This is a genomic window from Stenotrophomonas sp. YJH_SMC_16 (genome assembly GCF_059367875.1).
In genome coordinates this window covers 1-20,027 of the sequence record NZ_JCAFRH010000004.1, presented here as the reverse complement: position 1 = coordinate 20,027, position 20,027 = coordinate 1, and the positions used below count along the sequence as shown (strand labels likewise).

At 66.2% G+C, this 20,027-nt stretch carries 16 protein-coding genes and 4 tRNA genes; 15 read left to right on the top strand and 5 right to left on the bottom strand.

All coding sequences use genetic code 11. From position 1 onward, the window contains the following. Positions 1-483 precede the first annotated feature (483 nt). Genes ppk2 through hemA form a run of 4 tightly spaced genes read right to left on the bottom strand, consistent with a single transcriptional unit; the run spans position 484 to position 5,368 of the window. Positions 484-1,266, bottom strand: a complete 783-nt coding sequence (gene ppk2 / locus AC5P6E_RS09945) for a polyphosphate kinase 2 (protein ID WP_019338137.1) — start codon at positions 1,264-1,266, stop codon at positions 484-486. A 46-nt stretch (positions 1,267-1,312) separates the two neighbouring features. Next, the gene (locus tag AC5P6E_RS09940) at positions 1,313-3,019 is read right to left on the bottom strand and encodes an O-linked N-acetylglucosamine transferase, SPINDLY family protein (RefSeq protein ID WP_019338138.1); all 1,707 of its coding nucleotides are present in this window, start codon (positions 3,017-3,019) and stop codon (positions 1,313-1,315) included. Between the two features lie 5 nt (positions 3,020-3,024). Continuing rightward, positions 3,025-4,107, bottom strand: coding sequence for a peptide chain release factor 1 (gene prfA, locus AC5P6E_RS09935; RefSeq protein ID WP_010481754.1), 1,083 nt, complete (start codon positions 4,105-4,107; stop codon positions 3,025-3,027). Next, the gene (gene hemA, locus AC5P6E_RS09930; RefSeq protein ID WP_010481752.1) at positions 4,085-5,368 is read right to left on the bottom strand and encodes a glutamyl-tRNA reductase; all 1,284 of its coding nucleotides are present in this window, start codon (positions 5,366-5,368) and stop codon (positions 4,085-4,087) included. The genes prfA and hemA overlap by 23 nt, the downstream gene beginning before the upstream one ends. Before the next feature lie 63 nt (positions 5,369-5,431). Here hemA and AC5P6E_RS09925 point away from each other — a divergent pair, with 63 nt between their 5' ends. The 9 genes from AC5P6E_RS09925 (at position 5,432) to ychF (ending at position 12,994) form a co-directional block, all read left to right on the top strand. Next, on the top strand, positions 5,432-7,117 hold the full coding sequence (locus AC5P6E_RS09925) for a tetratricopeptide repeat protein (protein ID WP_029550819.1): 1,686 nt from the start codon (positions 5,432-5,434) through the stop codon (positions 7,115-7,117). Next, positions 7,114-7,773, top strand: coding sequence for a lipoprotein insertase outer membrane protein LolB (lolB, locus tag AC5P6E_RS09920; protein WP_019338140.1), 660 nt, complete (start codon positions 7,114-7,116; stop codon positions 7,771-7,773). The genes AC5P6E_RS09925 and lolB overlap by 4 nt, the downstream gene beginning before the upstream one ends. Beyond that, positions 7,770-8,639: a 4-(cytidine 5'-diphospho)-2-C-methyl-D-erythritol kinase gene (ispE, locus tag AC5P6E_RS09915; RefSeq protein ID WP_019338141.1), complete on the top strand. Its 870-nt coding sequence runs from the start codon at positions 7,770-7,772 to the stop codon at positions 8,637-8,639. Before lolB ends, ispE begins: the two co-directional genes overlap by 4 nt. 11 nt (positions 8,640-8,650) lie before the next feature. Next, positions 8,651-8,727: transfer RNA gene (locus AC5P6E_RS09910), tRNA-Gln, on the top strand. A gap of 139 nt (positions 8,728-8,866) precedes the next feature. Continuing rightward, a complete protein-coding gene (locus AC5P6E_RS09905) occupies positions 8,867-9,826 on the top strand; it encodes a ribose-phosphate diphosphokinase (protein ID WP_005415400.1) in 960 nt (319 codons plus the stop codon). A gap of 110 nt (positions 9,827-9,936) precedes the next feature. Continuing rightward, entirely contained in the window at positions 9,937-10,554 is a 618-nt protein-coding gene (locus AC5P6E_RS09900; RefSeq protein WP_019338142.1) for a 50S ribosomal protein L25/general stress protein Ctc, read from the top strand. Between the two features lie 48 nt (positions 10,555-10,602). Then, positions 10,603-11,181 (top strand): aminoacyl-tRNA hydrolase, encoded by a 579-nt coding sequence (gene pth, locus AC5P6E_RS09895; RefSeq protein WP_019338143.1) that lies wholly within the window; start codon positions 10,603-10,605, stop codon positions 11,179-11,181. Positions 11,182-11,222: 41 nt separating this feature from the next. After that, the gene (locus AC5P6E_RS09890; RefSeq protein WP_237707035.1) at positions 11,223-11,804 is read left to right on the top strand and encodes a DMP19 family protein; all 582 of its coding nucleotides are present in this window, start codon (positions 11,223-11,225) and stop codon (positions 11,802-11,804) included. A 98-nt stretch (positions 11,805-11,902) separates the two neighbouring features. Next, positions 11,903-12,994, top strand: a complete 1,092-nt coding sequence (gene ychF, locus AC5P6E_RS09885) for a redox-regulated ATPase YchF (protein WP_019338145.1) — start codon at positions 11,903-11,905, stop codon at positions 12,992-12,994. Positions 12,995-13,591: 597 nt separating this feature from the next. Here ychF and AC5P6E_RS09880 read toward each other — a convergent pair. Continuing rightward, entirely contained in the window at positions 13,592-16,330 is a 2,739-nt protein-coding gene (locus AC5P6E_RS09880; RefSeq protein ID WP_019338146.1) for a TonB-dependent receptor domain-containing protein, read from the bottom strand. 170 nt (positions 16,331-16,500) lie between these two features. Between AC5P6E_RS09880 and AC5P6E_RS09875 the strand changes: the two genes are divergently transcribed. The 6 genes from AC5P6E_RS09875 to tuf all read left to right on the top strand — a co-directional run. Next, a complete protein-coding gene (locus tag AC5P6E_RS09875; protein WP_019338147.1) occupies positions 16,501-17,520 on the top strand; it encodes a Type 1 glutamine amidotransferase-like domain-containing protein in 1,020 nt (339 codons plus the stop codon). A 138-nt stretch (positions 17,521-17,658) separates the two neighbouring features. Beyond that, positions 17,659-18,675 carry an isoaspartyl peptidase/L-asparaginase family protein gene (locus AC5P6E_RS09870; protein ID WP_019338148.1) on the top strand — a complete coding sequence of 339 codons (1,017 nt, stop codon included), beginning with the start codon at positions 17,659-17,661 and terminating at the stop codon, positions 18,673-18,675. Between the two features lie 138 nt (positions 18,676-18,813). Then, positions 18,814-18,899, top strand: a tRNA-Tyr gene (locus AC5P6E_RS09865). Positions 18,900-18,923: 24 nt separating this feature from the next. Next, positions 18,924-18,997 (top strand) — tRNA-Gly (locus AC5P6E_RS09860). 49 nt (positions 18,998-19,046) lie between these two features. Continuing rightward, positions 19,047-19,122 (top strand) — tRNA-Thr (locus AC5P6E_RS09855). A gap of 41 nt (positions 19,123-19,163) precedes the next feature. Further along, the coding region (gene tuf, locus AC5P6E_RS09850) for an elongation factor Tu (protein WP_495230925.1) at positions 19,164-20,027 on the top strand (864 nt) is incomplete at its 3' end.

The window sequence follows — 20,027 nt, the reverse complement described above, 5'->3', positions numbered from 1 at the left end:
CAACTGCCAAAGTGCGATTTCCGTGTTGTGGCGGGGCGGTGTCGGAGTGCGGGGACGCCGCAAGTACGTCCATGTAGGCTTGGCAGCCGCATCCATGCGGCTGACACCCCGCACTCCGACACCGCCCCGCCTCTGACAGATTTCTGCGGCTGTTGGTGGGTGTCGACCTTGGTCGACACGTTAGATCCACGCCGTGCGTGGATGAATCTCCATTGAAATCGAATATTTCGACAATCGAATGAAGAGCATCCACGCATGTCGTCGATCTGCTGCAGGTCGCGAGAATCTGTCGAAGGCGGGGTGGGTCCGGTTGCGGGGGCGTGAGCCGCATGGATGCGGCGACCGAGCTTACATGGACGTACTTGCAGCGTCCCCCGCAACCGGACCCACCCCGCCTACCCACAGGTAACCCGCTTCTGCTTCGGCTGTTGCTGTTGCCTTGGTTCGTAGCAGGTGCAGGGCCGCAGGCCCTGCCGACCCACCCTATTCCTCGACCGGGAAATCCTCGATCGGCTTCAGCACATCGTAGTGCTCGCGATGCAGCTTGCCCTTCAGCTTCGGCAGCTCCGGCAACGGCGCATCCACCCGCGTATCCGGCAGCCGGTCCAGCAGGTTGCGCACCAGGGTCAGCCGGCCCAGCCGCTGGTCGTTGAAATCCACCAGCGTCCACGGCGCCGCCTCACGATGCGTCGCGCGCAGCATTGCCTCGCGGGCCTCGGTGTAAGCGCTGTACTTGCTGCGTGATTTAAGGTCCACCGGAGAGAGCTTCCAGCCCTTCAGCGGATCGAGGTGGCGCTCGGCGAAGCGCTTTTCCTGCTGCTCCTGGTCCACGCACAGCCAGTACTTGAACAGCAGGATGCCGTCGTCCACCAGCAGCTGTTCGAACACCGGCGCCTGGTGCAGGAACTGCTGGTACTCGGTTTCGCTGCAATAGCCCATCACCCGCTCGACGCCTGCGCGGTTGTACCAGCTGCGGTCCATCAGCACGATCTCGCCGGCGGCCGGCAGGTGCGAGGCGTAGCGCTGGAAGTACCACTGCGTGGCTTCGCGGTCGGTGGGCTTGGGCAGCGCCACCACCCGGCATTGGCGCGGGTTGAGGTGCTGGCTGATGGCCTGGATCGCGCCGCCTTTGCCTGCGGTATCACGTCCCTCGAACAGCACCAGCAGGCGTTGCCCGCTGTGCTGCACCCAGCGCGCCATGGCGGTCAGTTCCAGCTGCAAAGGCAGCAGCAGTTCGTCGTAGTCCTTGCGCTTGAGCTTGGCCATCGTCACACCACGCGGGGAGGAATCCCGAGCGTAGCGCAGGGATCGCTCAGGCGATGTCGAGGCCCTGCCAGCCCTGTTCGCCCGCCAGATGCTGCAGCAGCGCCGAAAGGTCGTGGGCAAATCCGGCCATGTCGAACAGGCCGCTGTCTTCGCGTGCCTGTGCCAGTTCAGCGCGCAACGCCGCCAGTGCTGCCGGATCGTTGCCCAGCGCGCTGGCGGTGGCGATGAACCCGGCATCGTCGGCGACATTCATCCGTGCCAGCCCCAGATGGTGGTTGAGGCTGCCGGCCACGCGCGCGGCGAAGGTGTCGCCGGGGCAGGTCAGCACCGGGCAGCCGGCCCACAGCGCATCGGAGGCGGTGGTGTGGGCGTTGTAAGGATGTGTGTCCAGGAACAGGTCGGCCAGCGGATATCGGGCCAGGTACTGCGGATGCGGCAGCTTGGCCATGAACACCAGGCGCGCCGGGTCCAGGCCTGCGGTCTGTGCGGCGGCACGCAGGCGCGCATCGGCCTGGCCGGGGCCGGACATCAGCCACAGCACGCTGCCGGGCACTGCCTGCAGAATGGCGAAGGCGCGGCCCATGCTGCGCGGGTTGAGCTTGTAGCTGTTGTTGAAGCAGCAGAACACCACGCCCTGTTCGGGCAGGCCGCAGTCGGCGCGGCTCGGCGCAGGCGCCAGCACGCGGGTGTTGTCCGACGGCTGGAAGGCGCGCGGCAGGCGCAGCACGCGTTCGCTGTAGTGCGGCTCCAGTGCGGGTGTCAGGGCGAAGGCATCGCCGATCACCGCATCCATCCACGGCGCGCCCGAGGTGCCCGGATAAGCCAGCCAGTTCAACTGCAGCGGGGCAGGGCGCATCGCCAGCACTTCCGGCGTGCCGCCGCCGCCCCAGCCGCGCAGGTCGAACAACAGGTCGATGCCCTGTGCGCGGATGCGCGCGGCAGTGTCTGCATGGCGCAGGCCAGCCACATCATGCAGCTGTGTGGCCGTCTGCAGGCGCTGGCGGATGCGGCTGCCGTCGTCGCGGTTCAACGCGAACAGATGCAGCTGCAACGCCGGGTCATGACGCAGCTGCTCGAACAGGGCCACGGTCAGCAGCCCGGTGGGATGGGCGCCAAAACCATTGGAAAGGAAACCGACGCGCAGGGGGCCGTGCGCGCGCACCTTCACGGCAGGAAGGGGACGTACCCCCGAAGCAACCACTGCGGCGCGTGCACGCGCGCAGGCCAGCTGTTCGGCCGCGCTGGCATCCTCGCTGAGGAACGCGAACGGTTCGACCACGCCTTGCCCGGTGGCCAGGGCGCCACGCACCTGTGTGGCCAGCGCATCCACGTCCTGCCAGTCGCAGAGGCGACGCTGCCAGGCCAGGCGCTGCGCGGCGATATAGGGTTCGTCCGGCATCAGCGCATGTGCACGGCGATAGGCCGCCGCCGCGCCTTCTGCATCATCGGCATCTTCCAGCGCATGGCCCAGCCACAACGCGATGCCGGGGTGCTGCGGGGCCAGCGCCGAGGCCTGGCCGAGCAGCTTCGCCGCGTCGGCATGCGCGCCGGCCATCCAGGCCACGCGACCCAACCGTGCCAGTGCTTCAGGGTGATTCGGGCGCAGCTGCAGGGCACGTCGCGCGGCCTGTTCGCCGGCAGCGATGTCGCCGGCTTCCAGTTCCACATCGGCCAGCATGACCCAGGCGACGAAGTCGCCGGGCTGGCGTGCAATCGCCTGTTGCAGGTGCTGCCGCTGCTGCCAGGCCGTCATCGTGCTCAGCCCGCCGACAGCTGGGCCAGGGCGTCGACCTGGTGCTCGTGGCTGAGCCGCTGCAGCAGCGGATCGAGGTCGCCGGCCAGTACGTTGGGCAGGTCGTACAGCGTCAGGCCTTCCACACGGTGGTCGGTGATCCGGCCCTGCGGGAAGTTGTAGGTGCGGATGCGCTGGCTGCGGTCGCCGCTGCCGACCTGCAGGCGCCGCGATTCGGCCTGCGCCGCGTCCTGGCGCTGGCGCTCGGCGTCCAGTAGTTGTGCTTTCAGGCGTTTCATCGCCTTGTCGCGGTTGGCGTGCTGGCTGCGCTCGGTCTGGCATTCCACCACCACGCCGGTCGGCACGTGGGTGATGCGGATGGCCGATTCGGTCTTGTTCACGTGCTGGCCGCCGGCACCGGACGAGCGGAACGTATCCACCTTCAGGTCGGCCGGGTTGATGACGATGTCATCGACCTCATCGGCCTCGGGAATGATCGCTACGGTGGCCGCCGAGGTGTGGATGCGGCCCTGCGATTCGGTGGCCGGCACGCGCTGCACGCGATGCGTACCCGATTCGAACTTCAGGCGCGAGAACGCTCCACGGCCGACCACGCGCGCCACCACTTCCTTGTAGCCGCCGTGCTCGCCCGGACTGTCCGATTCGATCTCGACCTTCCAGCCCTGGCGTTCGGCGTAGCGGGCGTACATGCGGAACAGGTCGCCGGCAAAGATCGCTGCCTCGTCGCCGCCGGTACCCGCGCGCACTTCCAGGAACAGGTTGCCTTCGTCGCGCGGGTCGCGCGGCACCAGCAGCAGCGCCAGCTCCTGCTCCAGTTCCTGCAGGCGCGCCTGTGCAGCAGCGATTTCCTCGTCGGCCAGCTCGCGCAGGTCGGGGTCGGCGCGCATGCCTTCGGCGGCTGCCAGATCGGCCTTGGCACGGGCTTCATCAGCCAGGGCGATGGCGATCGGTTCAAGTTGGGCGAATTCGCGCGAAAGGTCGCGGAAACGAGTGTTGTCGGCGACCACATCGGGTTCGGCGAGCAGGCGTTCCAGTTCTTCGCGGCGCTCGGCCAGCGCTTCCAGCTTACGGCGCAGGGTCGGCGTCATCGGGTCTCACGGGTGGGTGGCGGTAACCCGGCGTGGCCGGGAACAGGCGCTCGGCGGCGCGGGTCAGGTCGGCATCGCCACTCAGCGCGGCCGCACGCAGGGCGGCGGTCGGCGGATGCAGCAGGCGGTTGGTCAGGCCGTGGGCAAGCAGCTCCAGCACTTCATCGGCCGGCTTGCCGTTGGCCAGTTGCTGGCGTGCGCGCTCCAGCAGCTCGGCGCGGGTGGCTTCGCCGAACGCGCGCAGCTGCCGCAGCGGCGCCTGGTGGGCGCTGGCCTGCTGGGTCTCGACGAAGCGCGACACCTGCAGGTCGATGATCGCCTCGGCTTCGGCGGCGGCCTCACGGCGGCCACGGCGGTTGTCTTCCACCGCACGCTCGAGATCGTCCACGGTGTAGAGGAAGGCATCGTTGAGCGTGCCGACCTCGGCCTCGATGTCGCGCGGTACGGCCAGGTCGAACAGCAGCATCGGCTTGTGCCGGCGCGCGCGCAGGGCCTTGGCCACCATCTCGCGATGGATCACCGGTTCGCGCGCAGCGGTGGCCGAGAACACCACGTCGGCCTCGCCCAGGTGGCGGTCCAGTTCGGTCAGCGGCAGGGCCACGCCGCCATGGCGGCTGGCAAGTTCCTGCGCGTGGGCGAGGGTGCGGTTGGCGATCAGCAGCCGGCGTACCTTGCCTTCGCTCAGGTGCCGTGCAGCCAGTTCGATGGTCTCGCCGGCACCGACCAGCAGCACGGTGGAATCGTCCAGCCGGGCGAACGCGTTCTGCGCCAGGCGCACTGCGGCCGACGCCACCGATACCGGATTGGCGCCGACCTGGGTATCGGTGCGCGCACGCTTGGCCACCGAGAAGGTCTGCTGGAACAGGCGGTCCAGGCGCTGGCCGAGCAGGCCGTGGTCGCGCGCGGTCGACCAGGCATCCTTCACCTGGCCGAGGATCTGCGGTTCACCCAGCACCATCGAATCCAGGCCGGTGGCGACCCGGAACAGGTGGCGCACGGCTTCCGCATCGGCGTGCTGGTACAGGTAGCCCTGCAGGTCGCCGGCCTGGGTGTGCAGCCACTGGTCCAGCGCCTGTGCCGAATCGGCCACGGCATACAGCTCGGTGCGGTTGCAGGTGGACAGCAGCACCGCCTCGGCGATCTGCGGGGTATCGCGCAGCGAACCGAGCGCGCGCGGCAACGCCTCACCGGCGAAGGCCGCGCGCTCGCGCAGCTCCACCGGTGCGGTCTGGTGATTCAGTCCGAGCACCCACAGGGTCATTGTTCAGTTGCTTGCGATAAGCTGCTGGCCATTGGACGACATTTTAAGGCCCCGATGCCGACGATGCCCGCATTGATTCGCATCCCCAGTGTTCTGCTGCTGTCCCTGGCCTGCAGCCAGGCCCTGGCGGCGGTGCCGGCCAAGGCCCCTGTAAGGGCCCCGGCCACTGAGGAACTGGCGCTGGAGCCGGTGATGGCTGGTGAGTTCGCCCTGCAGGCCGGCAAGCTGGCTGAGGCCGCGCGCTGGTACCTGCAGGCGGCCCAGCAGACCGACGGCGACGCCGGCCTGGCCGAGCGTGCGACCCGCATTTCCATGCTCGCCAACGATGATGCCAGCGCCGCCAAGGGCCTGGCCCTGTGGCAACAGCGGGCCCCGCGCTCATTGACCATGCGCAGTGCGGCCGGTGCGCTGGCCATGCGCCAGGGCGATGTGAAGGCTGCCCGCACCGAACTGCAGGGCCTGCTGGCCGACTCCGATGAGCGCGGTTGGAAGTTTGCCCTGGCCGCCCTGATCGGTGGGGGGCGCGATCCGGCGGTGCCCGCGCAGGTGCTGGGTGAGCTGGTCGACGCCAACGCCATTCCACCGAAGATCGAAGCCTGGCAGGAGTTCGGCCGCCTCGCCCTGCGCATGGACAAGCCCGAACTGGCGCGGCGCATGATCGATGAAGTGGTCAAGCGCTTCCCTGAAGAACCGCGTGTGGCGTTGCTGCGTGCCAGCCAGCTGCAGCAGGCCGGGGAGACCGGCAAGGCGCTGTCGCTGCTGCACGATGTGGAGCCTAAGACCCGCCAGGACCCGGAACTGCGCAATGCGGTGGCCATTGCCTACGACAGCCTCGGCCAGCCGTCCGCGGCCGAGCGCGTGCTGGCCTTCGGCCCGCAGGACGTGCAGACCTGGGGCATGCGCGCTTCGCTGCTGGCCAAGCAGGGCGACAAGGCGGCGCTGTCCAACCTCTACAACGAACTGTCGCGGCAGGCGGCCAAGCCGGACCCGGCGCAGCGCCTGCTGCTGGGCAAGATCGCCGAGTACCTGAAGCGTTATCCCGAGGCGGTGCAGTGGTATCACAGCGTGCCCGGCGGCGATGAGCTGAGCGAAGCGCGCCTGCGTGCGGCCAACGCCCAGGCCCTGGCCGGGCGCCTGCCGCTGGCACTGGATGAGGTGCACGCGATCCAGTCCGATGCGGTGGTTGACGACGACGTGCGCCGCGACGCCTACCTGCTGGAAGCGGAACTGCGCCAGCGCGCCGACGACAGCGCCGGTGAACTGGATGCGCTGGCCCGCGGCCTGGCCGCTTACCCGGATGACAACGGCCTGCTGTACGCCCGTGCGCTCACCTGGGAACGCCGCGATGACATTCCGCGCGCCGAGGCTGACCTGCGCAAGATCCTGGTGACCGACCCGGAGAACGTGCCGGCTTTGAACGCGCTGGGCTACACCCTGGCCGATCGCACCGGCCGCCTGCAGGAAGCACTGGAGCTGATCGACCGCGCCCGTGTGGCCGAACCGGACAACGCCGCCATCGTCGACAGCTATGGCTGGGTGTTGTATCGCCTGGGCCGCAAGGAAGAAGCACTGGTGCAGCTGCGCCGGGCCTGGACCCTGGCCAAGGACCCGGAGATCGCTTCCCACGTTGGCGAAGTGCTGTGGGTGCTGGGCAAGCATGACGAGGCCCGCCACTTCTTCGAAGAAGCGGCCAAGCTCGATCCTGAAAACCGCGCGCTGCTGCGCGCCCGCGAGAAATTCAATCCATGAGTGTTTCCCTGATCCGGCCGATGCTGTTGGTGGCCGTGACCCTGGCGGTGACCGCCTGTACCAGCGTGGGTACGCAGAAGACCGCGCCACCGGCGGTGGTCGAGACGGTTTCGGCCGAAGCGGCGCGGGCCGAGGCGGCGCGCGTGGCCGCGCTGCAGGCACAGTCGGACTGGGCCTTCCAGGGCCGGGTCGCGGTCAGCAAGGGCAAGGACGGCGGCAGCGGTCGCATCGACTGGAAGCAGGAGGGGCGCCGCTATGTGGTCGAGCTGAGCGCGCCGGTGACCCGGCAGAGCTGGAAGCTGACCGGCGATACCCATTCCGAAGCCGGTCGCCTTGAGGGACTGGCCGGCGGGCCGCGTGACGGCGAGGACGCCCAGCAGCTGCTGCTGGAGGCCACTGGCTGGGACATCCCGGTCAACCAGCTGCCGCAGTGGATCCGTGGCCTGGTGGCTGGCGATGCTGCCGGTCCGGAGAAGGTCGAGCGCGACGGTGAAGGCCGGCCGCGTCGTATGCAGCAGATGGGCTGGCAGGTGCAGTACCTGGACTGGTACCCGGCCGAGGCCGGGCGTCCGGCGCTGCCACGCCGGATAGAAGCCAGCCATGGTGACGCCAAGGTGCGCCTGCTGGTGGATCAGTGGGGGCAGGGCGCCCCATGAGTGCCGGGTGCGATGACGCGGGCTGGTCCTGGTGGCCGGCCCCGGCCAAGCTGAACCTGTTCCTGCATATCACCGGTCGCCGCGCCGACGGCTACCACGAGCTGCAGACCGTGTTCCGGCTGCTGGACTGGGGCGACCGCATTGGTCTGCGCCTGCGTGCAGACGGGCAGGTGCGTCGTGAGGGCGAGGGGCTGGCCGGCGTTGCCGAGGCGGATGATCTGGCGGTACGCGCCGCCCGGATTCTGAAAGGCGCGGCCAATATCGCGCAAGGCGCCGACATCATCGTCGAAAAGCGCGTTTCTGCCGGCGGTGGCTTTGGCGGCGGTTCCTCCGATGCCGCCACCGTGCTGGTGGTGCTGAACCGGCTCTGGCGGGCCGGTCTGGATGAGGACGCGCTTGCTGCGTTGGGCCTGCGCCTGGGCGCGGACGTGCCGGTGTTCGTGCGCGGGCGCAATGCCTGGGCCGAAGGGGTGGGCGAACGCCTGCAGCCCATCGTGTTGGAACCGGCCTGGTATGTGGTGGTTGAACCGGGCGTTCATGTTCCCACCCCGGCCCTGTTCGCAGACCCGGATTTGACGCGCGACAGCCCAGTGGCGAAAATAGAGGACTTCGCTTCCGGGACCTTGGTCGGGAACGCGTTCGAACCGGTGCTGCGCCGCCGTGAGCCTGCCGTCGAGGCAGCGTTCGCCGCGTTGAGCGATATCGGCACGGCGCGGCTGACCGGTTCGGGAAGTGGTTGTTTCGTCGAGTTCGCATCGCAGTCTGCCGCAGAGCAGGGACGGTCGAAGTTGCCGAAGGAGTTGCGGGCAAGGGTGGCAGCGGGCGTTGCGCGTTCGCCACTGCTGGATGCACTCGAGCAACACTGATTTATCACTGCAGGGGCGTCGCCAAGAGGCCCAAGGCACCAGGTTTTGATCCTGGCATTCGTAGGTTCGAATCCTACCGCCCCTGCCAATAGCGGCTGTGTCCGCGCCTTCCAGCGCATCGCCCGCGCGGGACGTGGAAACAACCGCGGTGTTGTCAGCAGCAAGGGTCCATCGGGTCCTTGCCGACCCCGGATCCCCGCCACTCGTCCCCGCCCGAGACAATCATGATGCAAGAGTCCCCGAACCTGCTGGTCTTTTCCGGCAACGCCAACAAACGTCTGGCGCAGAATATCTGCAAGGAACTGGGGGTTCGCCCGGGCAAGGCGCTGGTCTCGCACTTCTCTGATGGCGAAGTGCAGGTGGAGATCGAAGAGAACGTCCGCAAGCAGGACGTGTTCGTGATCCAGCCGACCTGCGCACCGAGCGCGGAAAACCTGATGGAACTGCTGGTGCTGATCGACGCGCTCAAGCGCGCATCGGTGGCCAGCGTGACCGCCGTGGTGCCGTACTTCGGCTACTCGCGCCAGGATCGCCGCATGCGTTCCTCGCGCGTGCCGATCACCGCCAAGCTGGCGGCGAAGATGTTCAGCACCGCTGGCGCTGATCGCGTGCTGACCGTCGATCTGCACGCTGACCAGATCCAGGGCTTCTTCGATATTCCGGTGGACAACGTGTATGCGTCCCCGCTGCTGCTGGCCGACATCTGGCGCGCCTACGGCACCGAGAACCTGATCGTTGTGTCGCCGGACGTGGGCGGCGTGGTCCGCGCCCGTGCGGTGGCCAAGCGCCTGGATGACGCCGACCTGGCGATCATCGACAAGCGCCGCCCGCGCGCCAACGTCTCCACCGTGATGAACATCATCGGTGACGTCGAAGGCAAGACCTGCGTGATGGTCGATGACATCGTCGATACCGCCGGCACCCTGTGCGCCGCTGCCGCTGCCCTGAAGGCGCGCGGTGCGCTCAAGGTCGCCGCCTACTGCACCCACGCGGTGCTGTCGGGCCCGGCGGTGGACAACATCACCAATTCCCAGCTCGACGAGCTGGTGGTGACCGACACCATCCCGCTGAAGGACGCCGCGCGGGTGTGCAGCAAGATCCGCCAGCTGAGCGTGGCGGAAATGCTGGCCGAAACGATGCGCCGCATCGCCTTCGGTGAGTCGGTCAGCTCGCTGTACGTCGACTGAGTTTTTCGTCCCTGCCGGCAACGGTGGGGACATACCCCGGGTGCTTCTGGTCGCGGAAGCATCTTCAACCGCCAGGCCGCAAGGCAGGGCAACAACCTGAGTAGTCGAAAATGTCGAAGACCCATGAAATCAAGGTCACCAAGCGTGAACTGCAGCGTAAGGGTGCGAGCCGCCGCCTGCGTCACGCTGGTGTGATCCCGGCCATCGTGTACGGCGGCAACGCCGAGCCGGTCGCCATCAGCCTGGACCACAACGAAATCTGGCTGGCCCAGCAGAACGAGTGGTTCTATGCCTCGATCCTGGACCTGAACCTGGACGGCCAGGTGCAGAAGGTCCTGCTGCGTGACATGCAGCGCCACCCGTACAAGCAGCTGATCATGCACCTGGACTTCCAGCGCGTGAACGAGAACGAAGCCCTGACCGCTTCGGTCCCGCTGCACTTCATCAACGAAGACACCTCGCCGGCTGGCAAGGCTGCCGACGTCGTGGTCACCCACGAACTGAAGGAAGTGACCATCACCTGCCTGCCGAAGGACCTGCCGGAGTCGATCGAAGTCGACCTGGGCGAGCTGAAGGCCGGTGACGTGGTGTACCTGTCCAACATCAAGCTGCCGAAGGGCGTGGAAATCCCGGCCCTGGCGCTGGGCAAGGACCACGACGACGCCATCGTCACCGCCAAGGCCGGCAAGGCCGACGAGGCTGACGAAGAAGCGGCTGCCGCCGAGTAATACCGTTACGGTGCCTGCCTCCGGGCAGGCACCGTACTGGAAGGAACCATGGCAGGACTGCGACTGATCGTCGGTCTGGGCAACCCCGGATCGGAACACGCCCGGACCCGGCACAATGCCGGGTTTCATTTCGTTGAGGCCCTGGCGGAAAAAGCCGGTGCGCGATGGAATGTGGACAGCAAGCTGTTCGGTGAGACCGCCAAGGTCGAGATCGCCGGTCAGACGGTGTGGCTGCTCAAGCCCGCCACCTTCATGAACCTCAGTGGCAAGTCGGTCACCGCCGCGCAGCGGTTCTGGAAGATCGAACCGGAAGAGACCCTGCTGGCCCACGACGAACTGGACCTGGCGCCCGGCGTGGCGCGGCTGAAGTTCGACGGCGGCCACGGCGGCCAGAACGGCCTGCGTGACACCATCCGCCTGCTCGGTCACGGCAAGTTCCATCGCCTGCGCGTGGGCATCGGCCATCCCGGCCACAAGGATCGCGTGGTGGGCTGGGTGCTGGGACGCCCCTCCAAGGACGATGAAGTGCTGATTTCGCGCGCCATCGACGATGCGATCGACGTGCTGCCGTTGGCGGTGCAGGGCGATTTCAGCGAAGCGATGAAGCGGCTGCACACCCCGCGCTGATCATGACCGACCCGCGTACTCCCTGCACTGCGTGTGGCGCCATGATCCTGCTGGCGACGGCGGCCCGGAACGACGGGCTCTGCATGCCGTGCCGGAATGGCACGCGGCAAAGCATGGAAATGGCGAAGACGCGAGATCGGGAAATTCGTGAAGAGCGCAAGCGGTTCGAGGAATCTGCAGAGGGGCGGCATTGGCATTGGTTGGTCGAACAGGTCCACGGGAGCGGTTGTGGATTTGCTGGATTGTCAGTGCACGATCAGCGTTTCTTTGCGATCAACGCGCTCATCAATGATGTCTACCGTGGAGGGCTTGATGCCTATTTCCATAATTCTGCTGGCGGCTACATTGCTGAAGCGCTTGCAGGGCTTGAGGAGATACAGCAGCTTGACGTGCGCGACATCGTGCTGGCGGCCCAGCAGCTACTGTTTGGCAATGAGGCCATGGCAGATCATCATGCGCAGAGGCGCCTGCAGATCTATCGTGCTGACGGGTGGCTCGACGATGAAGTCGAAACAGCACTTGATGCGCTGGATGGGCGATTCTATGCGCTGGTCGATGACGGCAAGCTGGAAGAACTGCTGAAAGCGTACGCAGAACATCACAGGTTGTACGCCGCGTTCTAGCGCGGGCTACTGGAAGGACGATTGGGGATTGAGGGCATGCCCGCAGGCGAGTCTTGAATCCCGAATCATCCACTTACACTCAAACCCGGATTCAACCCATGGGTATCAAATGCGGCATCGTCGGCCTGCCCAACGTCGGCAAGTCGACCCTGTTCAATGCGCTGACCAAGGCGGGTATCGCCGCGGCGAACTTCCCGTTCTGCACCATCGAGCCGAACGTCGGCATCGTGCCGGTGCCGGATCCGCGCCTGGGCGAACTGGCAGGCATCATCAACCCGCAGAAGGTCATCCCGACCGCCGTCGAGTTCGTCGACATCGCCGGCCTGGTGGCCGGTGCCGCCAGCGGTGAAGGCCTGGGCAACAAGTTCCTGGCGCACATCCGCGAAGTCGATGCGATCACCCACGTGGTGCGCTGCTTCGAGCACGGCGACATCGTGCACGTGGCCGGCAAGGTCGACCCGATCTCGGACATCGAAACCATCGACACCGAACTGGCGCTGGCCGACCTGGACAGCGTCGAGAAGGCGCTGAACCGTGCCGAGCGCGCAGCCAAGGGCGGCGACAAGGACGCAGCGGCGCGCAAGCCGGTGCTGGCCAAGCTGCAGGCCGCGCTGTCGGACGGCAAGGCCGGTCGCTCGGTCGGCCTGGATGATGAAGAAAAGGCGCTGGTACGCGACCTGTTCCTGCTCACCCTGAAGCCGGTGATGTATATCGCCAACGTGCTGGAAGACGGTTTCGAGAACAACCCGCACCTGGAAGCCGTGCGCGCGCATGCCGCCGCCGAAGGCGCGCAGGTGGTGCCGGTGTCGGCCGCGATCGAAGAAGAGCTGTCCCAGCTCGACGACGAAGACCGCGATACCTTCCTGGCCGATCTGGGCCTGAGCGAGCCGGGCCTGAACCGCGTGATCAACGCGGCCTACAGCCTGCTGGGCCTGCAGACCTACTTCACCGCCGGCGTGAAGGAAGTCCGTGCGTGGACCGTGCGCAAGGGCGCTACCGCCCCGCAGGCCGCCGCGGTCATCCACACCGACTTCGAGAAGGGCTTCATCCGCGCCGAAACCATCGCGTACGACGACTTCATCAAGTACAAGGGCGAAGCCGGTGCCAAGGAAGCCGGTCGCCTGCGCCTGGAAGGCAAGGAATACCGCGTGCAGGAAGGCGACATCCTGCACTTCCGCTTCAACGTCTGATCCAGCGGTAGCGGATCGACCCTGGACGCCCCGCCTTGTGCGGGGCGTTCGCGTTTCTGGAACCGCGCCGGTGGCTGGCGAAAAAATGACCGTGCTTTGAAACGCTTGCGCGGCAAGTCTCGCGCTCACTTGTCCACACCAAACCCCCACCACTTTCCACGCGCGGTGTGGAAAACCCGGTGTGCCGCTGTAGAGCCGAGCATGGGCTCGGCTCTGCAGGGCTTGTTCGCGGAGCGTGGACAAATATTCGCCACACGTCCAAACGCCTGCGCGGCAATGCTCGCGCCCACTTGTCCACACCAAGTTCCCATCGCTCTCCACGTCTGGTGTGGAAAACAATCAAAGGGAATGGATAAAAAATCACCACGCCCGGAAATGCCTGTGAGACAAGGATCGCGCCCACTTGTCCACACCAAGTTCCCATCGCTTTCCACGTGCGGTGTGGAAAACCCGCGTGGCCCGCTCTGGTAGTCGCCCGCCTTGGTGGGCGCGTGGCATATCAGTGTCCACCAAGGTGGGCATCTACCAGAGCCAGGTTCCCAAACAACAAGGCCCGCCAATGGCGGGCCCCGTCGTCCACGTCCTGCGTAACCGCGCTTACAATGCGCTGCCACCGAACTTGTGGGTGTACTGCAGGTTGATGGTGCGGCCGACGCTGTCGAACCAGGACACGTCGTAATACGGATACGCGGTGTAGGTGGCGTCCTTCGGCGGCATCTTGTTGAAGACGTTCACCACCGACAGCGACAGGCGCGCGTGGTCGTCGAAGCGGTACTGCAGCGACGCGTTGTAGCGGTAGGTCGCCTTGATGTACGGGCTGTCACCGCTGTCCCACTTGAATACCTGGTCGTAGCTGTCCGAGGTCGGCAGCTTGCCCAGGCGCGAACCATAGACCGTGGCCGACCACGCCTCCTTCTCCCAGGTCACGCTCAGGCTGGTCTTGGTACGCGGGATGTCGAAGTTGCTGTTGACCGCGAACTGGTCCTGGATCGGATCACCGGGGTAGCGCTGGAAATCGTGCTTCTTCACCCAGGTGTGGGTGCCGTTGAGGATGAAATCACCAATGCCGGTCTGCAGGCGGTAGCGCAGTCCGACGTCGATGCCGGAGGTCGACTCGCGGGCGACGTTGATCGGGGCGACGCGTACGCCGTACAGGCGGCCATCACTGGTGCGGGTGATGCGGTCGAGCGCATCCACGCAGGTCGGCGAGTTGATGTCGGCAGTACCCAGGCGGCAGTTCGCTTCACTGGCCAGTATCGTGCGCACGTCCATGTCCTGCACCTGCTTGCGCATGTCGATGTCGAACCAGTCCACCGACAGGTCCAGGCCGATCGCCGGCGACCAGACGAAGCCGGCGCTCCACGAGGTGCTGGTTTCCGGGTCGAGCTGACGGTTGCCGGTGCGGCTGCGGATCAGGTTGTGCTCGTAGTCGGAACAGTCGGCGGCATCGTCGGCGCGGCAGCTGTACAGGTCCACGGCGCTGGTCTCGTCGTTGCCCGGGCCGGCGAACACGTAGTGCAGATCCGGCGCGCGGAACGCGGTGCCATACGAACCACGTACCAGCAGGGTGTCGATCGGGCGCCATTCCAGGCCGCCGCTCCACGTAGCCTTGCCGATGGTGTGGCCCGAATAGCGGTACTGGTCGTAGCGGCCGGCCACGCTCAGGTTGACCGTCTCGTGCAGCGGCATGCGCAGCTCGGCCGCCGTGGCCCAGCGGTTGCGCGAACCGTTGCCGTCCGAATCCTTCCAGCTGTAGTAGTAGTACTGGGTCGCCAGCGGATCGGGATTCAGTGAATACGCCTGCTGGCCCACTTCCACGGTCGCGGCGAAGCCGGCGTCACCGCCCGGCAGGCCGAACAGCGCGGAATTGGTCAGCGTGAACGCGGCCGTCTCGGTCCGCGACTTCGGGGTGTAAGTGGTACGCGCCGCGATCGAGTCGTACTCGGCGCGGGTCAGTGGCCGGTACAGGCGTGACGGATCGGCGTTGTAGATCGGGAAACCGTCGTCGTCCACGCCCAGCTGCGGGCCCAGGAACAGGTCATTGGCCTTGGCGGCGATGATCTGTGCCCAGCTGATCCGCGACTGGTACTGCGAATGGCTCAATGCTGCCTCGTAGTCCCAGTTGCCGGCCAGATTGCCTTTGAAGCCGGTAGTCACGCTGAAGGTCTTCTGCGTGCTGCGCACCATCGCATTGCGCAGGCCCCCCATTTCCTCGGGGGAGAACTGGCGCTGCCAGAACTCGATCTCGCCGGTGGCTTGGTTGTTGAAGTAGCCCGACTCATCGCCATTGGCGTCCATGCGGCCCCACTTGGTGACGTCGCGCATCAGCGACATCGTGTGGTAGCCCAGCTGCACATCGGCGAACCATTGCTGGCCGTTGTCGAAGTCGTAGCTCAGCGAGGCGTAGCCATTGGCGCCGCGGCGCTTGCTGAGGATGGTGCCGTAGCCGATCGAGCTGTCGCTGCCGCAGTAGTAACCGTAGCGCGGGCGGTAGGCGCGGTAGGTGCTGCCCTGGTTCTGCCCGGCCAGCGCTTCGCAGGTGGCCGCGCCCGGATCCAGGTAGTCGTCGTTGTAGTCCGTACGCAGGTAAGCGCGGCGGGCGATGCGCGAGCCCTCGGTGGGGCCGTCCTGGGTCGAATCCTGGATGTCGCGCTCATAGGCCCACAGCGGGGTCTGCGACTGCAGCTCGACGCTGTACACGGCGTTGAAGTTGCCGCGGCTGAAGCCGCTGGCCAGGCTCATGTCGAACGACTCGCCACCGCCTTCGCTGGTGGTGCCCATGCGCATGTCGATCGTGGTGCCGTCGGCCTTTTTCTTCAGGATGAAGTTGACCACGCCGGCGATCGCGTCCGAGCCGTAGATGGCCGAGGCGCTGCCGGTCAGCACTTCGATGCGCTCGATCATCCCCAACGGGATGTTGGAGACATCGGTGAAGTTGCTGCGGCCCTTGAACGGCATCGGGAAGTCGGCGATGCGGCGGCCATTGACCAGCACCAGCGTGTGGTTCGGGCCCAGGCCGCGCAGGTCCACCTGCTGGGCGCCCGGCGAGAAGTCAGCGCCACTGGAGGACTGCTGGCTCTGCGTCTCACCGCCGTTCTGGGTCATCGCGCGCAGCACGTCCGGCACGGTGGTAAAGCCGCTGGAGCGGATCTGCTCGGCGCTGATCACCGTGATCGGGGCGGGGCCTTCGACCTGGGCGCGCGGAATGCGCGAACCGGTGACCTGCACCGCGTCCAGTTGTTGCACCGAAGAGGAAGCCGGTGCCTGGGCCGCCGCGGAAGCAGCCACGCCCATCAACGCCAGCTGGATCGACCACGCCATCGCCTTTCTACGCATGAGGAATTCTCGGAAATGAAGCCGGCCCGCAGAGGAGGGGCCCTGTCCCCCATTCAGATTTCCGGAATGGGCGCGCGCATTTAACGCCTTTTTCATGCCCTTGACTACTGGATCCCTATCTGGCAAAGAGTGAAAACGCTTGCAAGTCGATTTTGTTCAGGGAGATCAAGATGCGACGCCTCCATCGGACCCTGCGTGCCCCCTTCGCCTGGCTGGCGCTGGTGGTGTTGGCCGTGCCGTTGGCCGCCCTTGCGCAGGACCTGCAGGGCCCGGGCTTCGCCTACTACGAAGCCGGGGATCTCGACGCACCCCGGCCCGGTCCGCGCGCGCCGGCCATGATGCTGATGGGCGGTGGCGAATGGGTGCCGGAAGCCTTCCATTGGTGGCTGAAGCAGGCTGGCAATGGCCGCGTGCTGATCCTGCGCGCTTCTGGCAGTGACGAACTGCAGGACCGCCTGTATCGCGAGATCGGCGGGGCCACCGCAGTGCAGACGCTGGTGTTCGACAATCGCCGTGGTGCCGATGATCCCGCGGTGCTGCGCGTGGTGGCTGCAGCCGATGCCATCTTCATCGCCGGCGGCGACCAGTCCCGCTACATCCGCTTCTGGAAGGGCACCGCGCTCAACCGCGCGCTCAACGCCCATGTGCGCGCCGGCAAGCCGATTGCCGGTACCAGCGCTGGGCTCGCCATCCTCGGTGGCTATGCCTACGGCGCGATGGACGGCGGCAGCATCACCTCCGCCGATGCGCTGGCCGACCCGATGGGCAGTGCGGTGACCATGGACAGTGGCTTCCTGCAGATGCCCTACCTGCAGCGCGTGGTCACCGACACCCACTTCGACAAGCGCGATCGGCTCGGCCGCCTGATCGTGTTCGTGGCGCGCGCTGCCCAGGACAGTGGCAACCCCGACATCGTCGGCATCGGCGTCGACGAAGACACTGCCCTGTGCGTGGAACCCGATGGCCAGGCACAGGTCTACAGTGCTGACGGCGAGGGCAAGGTCTGGGTGGTCAGCCCCGGCCGCGATGCCGACCGCCTGGTCGAAGGTGAGCCGCTGCGCTTCCACGCGGTGCCGGTAACGGTGGTCGCCAGCGGCGGCCGCATGCGCCTGGATGACTTCCAGGCCGAGGCCGACTACCAGGCCGTGGCCGACGTCAGCGACGGCGAGATCGAAGTCATCCGCCAGTGACCCGGCGATCCTGTGGCCACGCATGGGATGCTGTAGAGCCGAGCCCGCGCTCGGCTGCCTTTCAACCGAGGCATCAGCCGAGCATGGGCTCGGCTCTACGATGATGCCTCCCTTGCCCACCTGCTGGAGACGTACCCGATGAAACTGCGCCTGGCGCTGTCCGCGCTGCTGTCCCTGCCGTTGCTCGCCCAGGCCGCACCGGCCGCTTCACCGCTGCTGGTCATCCACGGCGGCGCCGGCGTCGAGCGCAAGGACCTGTCGCCGGCCGAGGAAAAGGCCGCACGTGACGCGCTGCGGGCGGCCCTGTTGAAGGGGCATGCGGAGCTGGCAGCGGGTCGCCCCGCGCTGGCCGCTGTCACCGCCGCGATCACCGTGCTGGAGGACGATCCCACCTTCAACGCCGGCAAGGGCGCGGTGTTCACCCACGACGGCCACAACGAGCTGGATGCGGCCGTCATGGACGGCGCGAGCCAGGCGGCGGGCGCGGTGGCGGGCGTGCAGCGGGTGCGCAACCCGATCCTGCTGGCGCAGACCGTGATGCAGAAGTCCAGGCATGTGATGATGGTCGGGCAGGGCGCCGAAGCCTTCGCGGTCGAGCAGGGCATTTCTCTGGTCGATCCCTCCTATTTCCGTACGGAAAAGCGCTGGCAGCAGCTGCAGCGTGCACTGAAGGAAGAGGCCGGCGGCCAGGCGCATGCCGATCTGGAGACCGCAAAGCACTTCGGGACCGTCGGTGCAGTCGCATTGGATGCACAGGGGCGCCTGGCCGCTGGTACCTCCACCGGTGGCATGACCAACAAGCGCTATGGGCGCGTGGGTGATTCGCCGATCATCGGCGCCGGTACCTGGGCTGACGCGCGATGTGCGGTGTCTGGCACCGGCTGGGGCGAGTACTACATCCGCACTGCCGCCGCGCACGAGATCTGCGCGCGTATGCGTTACCAGGGGCAGAGCCCGGAGCAGGCCGGCAAGGGCGTGATCAACGAGACGATTCCGCAGATGGGCGGCGATGGCGGTGCGATCGTGCTCGGCGCAGATGGAAAAATGGCCACGCCGTTCAACACCCAGGGTATGTATCGGGGCTGGATTGGCGGCGACGGTGTCCCTCATGTCGCAATTTTCGCCAGCGAGACCCTACCGGTCCCCGGGCAATAACCTTGCGTATCAATGGGTTTGCGACAGCGCGTGAAAAAAGTGGAAAAAAAGCGTTGACAGCTCCCCGTCCCATCAGCAGAATAAGCGGCTCACCACCACACACCGCAACGCTTCGGCGGCAACGGAATGGGGTGGTAAGGAGGGATACCCAAGCGGCCAACGGGGGCAGACTGTAAATCTGCTGGCTTACGCCTTCGGTGGTTCGAATCCACCTCCCTCCACCAGTTTCACGTTGTGACATTCCCGGCGCGGGAGTAGTTCAATGGTAGAACCTCAGCCTTCCAAGCTGATGGTGCGGGTTCGATTCCCGTCTCCCGCTCCATTGAATGAACTTTGAATATTATCGAGTTCATGTCATAATGCAAAACTCGGCTCACGTAGCTCAGTCGGTAGAGCACTTCCTTGGTAAGGAAGAGGTCGAAGGTTCGATTCCTTTCGTGAGCACCATCTTAAGCATCACCTCTCAGACGAATTCGAGATAAGCAGCCATGGCCAAGGGTAAGTTCGAGCGCACCAAGCCGCACGTCAATGTCGGCACCATCGGTCACGTCGACCACGGCAAGACCACGCTGACCGCCGCACTGACCAAGATCGGTGCCGAGCGCTTCGGTGGCGAGTTCAAGGACTACTCCTCGATCGACGCCGCGCCGGAAGAAAAGGCTCGTGGTATCACGATCTCGACCGCGCACGTCGAATACGAATCCCCGATCCGTCACTACGCCCACGTTGACTGCCCGGGCCACGCTGACTACGTCAAGAACATGATCACCGGTGCCGCCCAGATGGATGGCGCGATCCTGGTGTGCTCGGCCGCTGACGGTCCGATGCCGCAGACCCGCGAGCACATCCTGCTGTCGCGTCAGGTCGGCGTGCCGTACATCGTCGTGTTCCTGAACAAGGCCGACATGGTTGACGACGCCGAGCTGCTCGAGCTGGTCGAGATGGAAGTGCGTGAACTGCTGAGCAAGTACGAGTTCCCGGGCGACGATACCCCGATCATCGCCGGTTCGGCCCGCCTGGCGCTGGAAGGTGACCAGAGCGACATCGGCGTGCCGGCCATCCTGAAGCTGGTCGATGCCCTGGACAGCTGGATTCCGGAGCCGGAGCGTGCGATCGACAAGCCGTTCCTGATGCCGGTGGAGGACGTGTTCTCGATCTCGGGCCGCGGCACCGTGGTGACCGGCCGTATCGAGCGCGGCGTGATCAAGGTCGGCGACGAAATCGAAATCGTCGGCATCCGTCCGGTGCAGAAGACCACCGTGACCGGCGTTGAAATGTTCCGCAAGCTGCTGGACCAGGGTCAGGCAGGCGACAACGCTGGCCTGCTGCTGCGCGGCACCAAGCGTGACGAC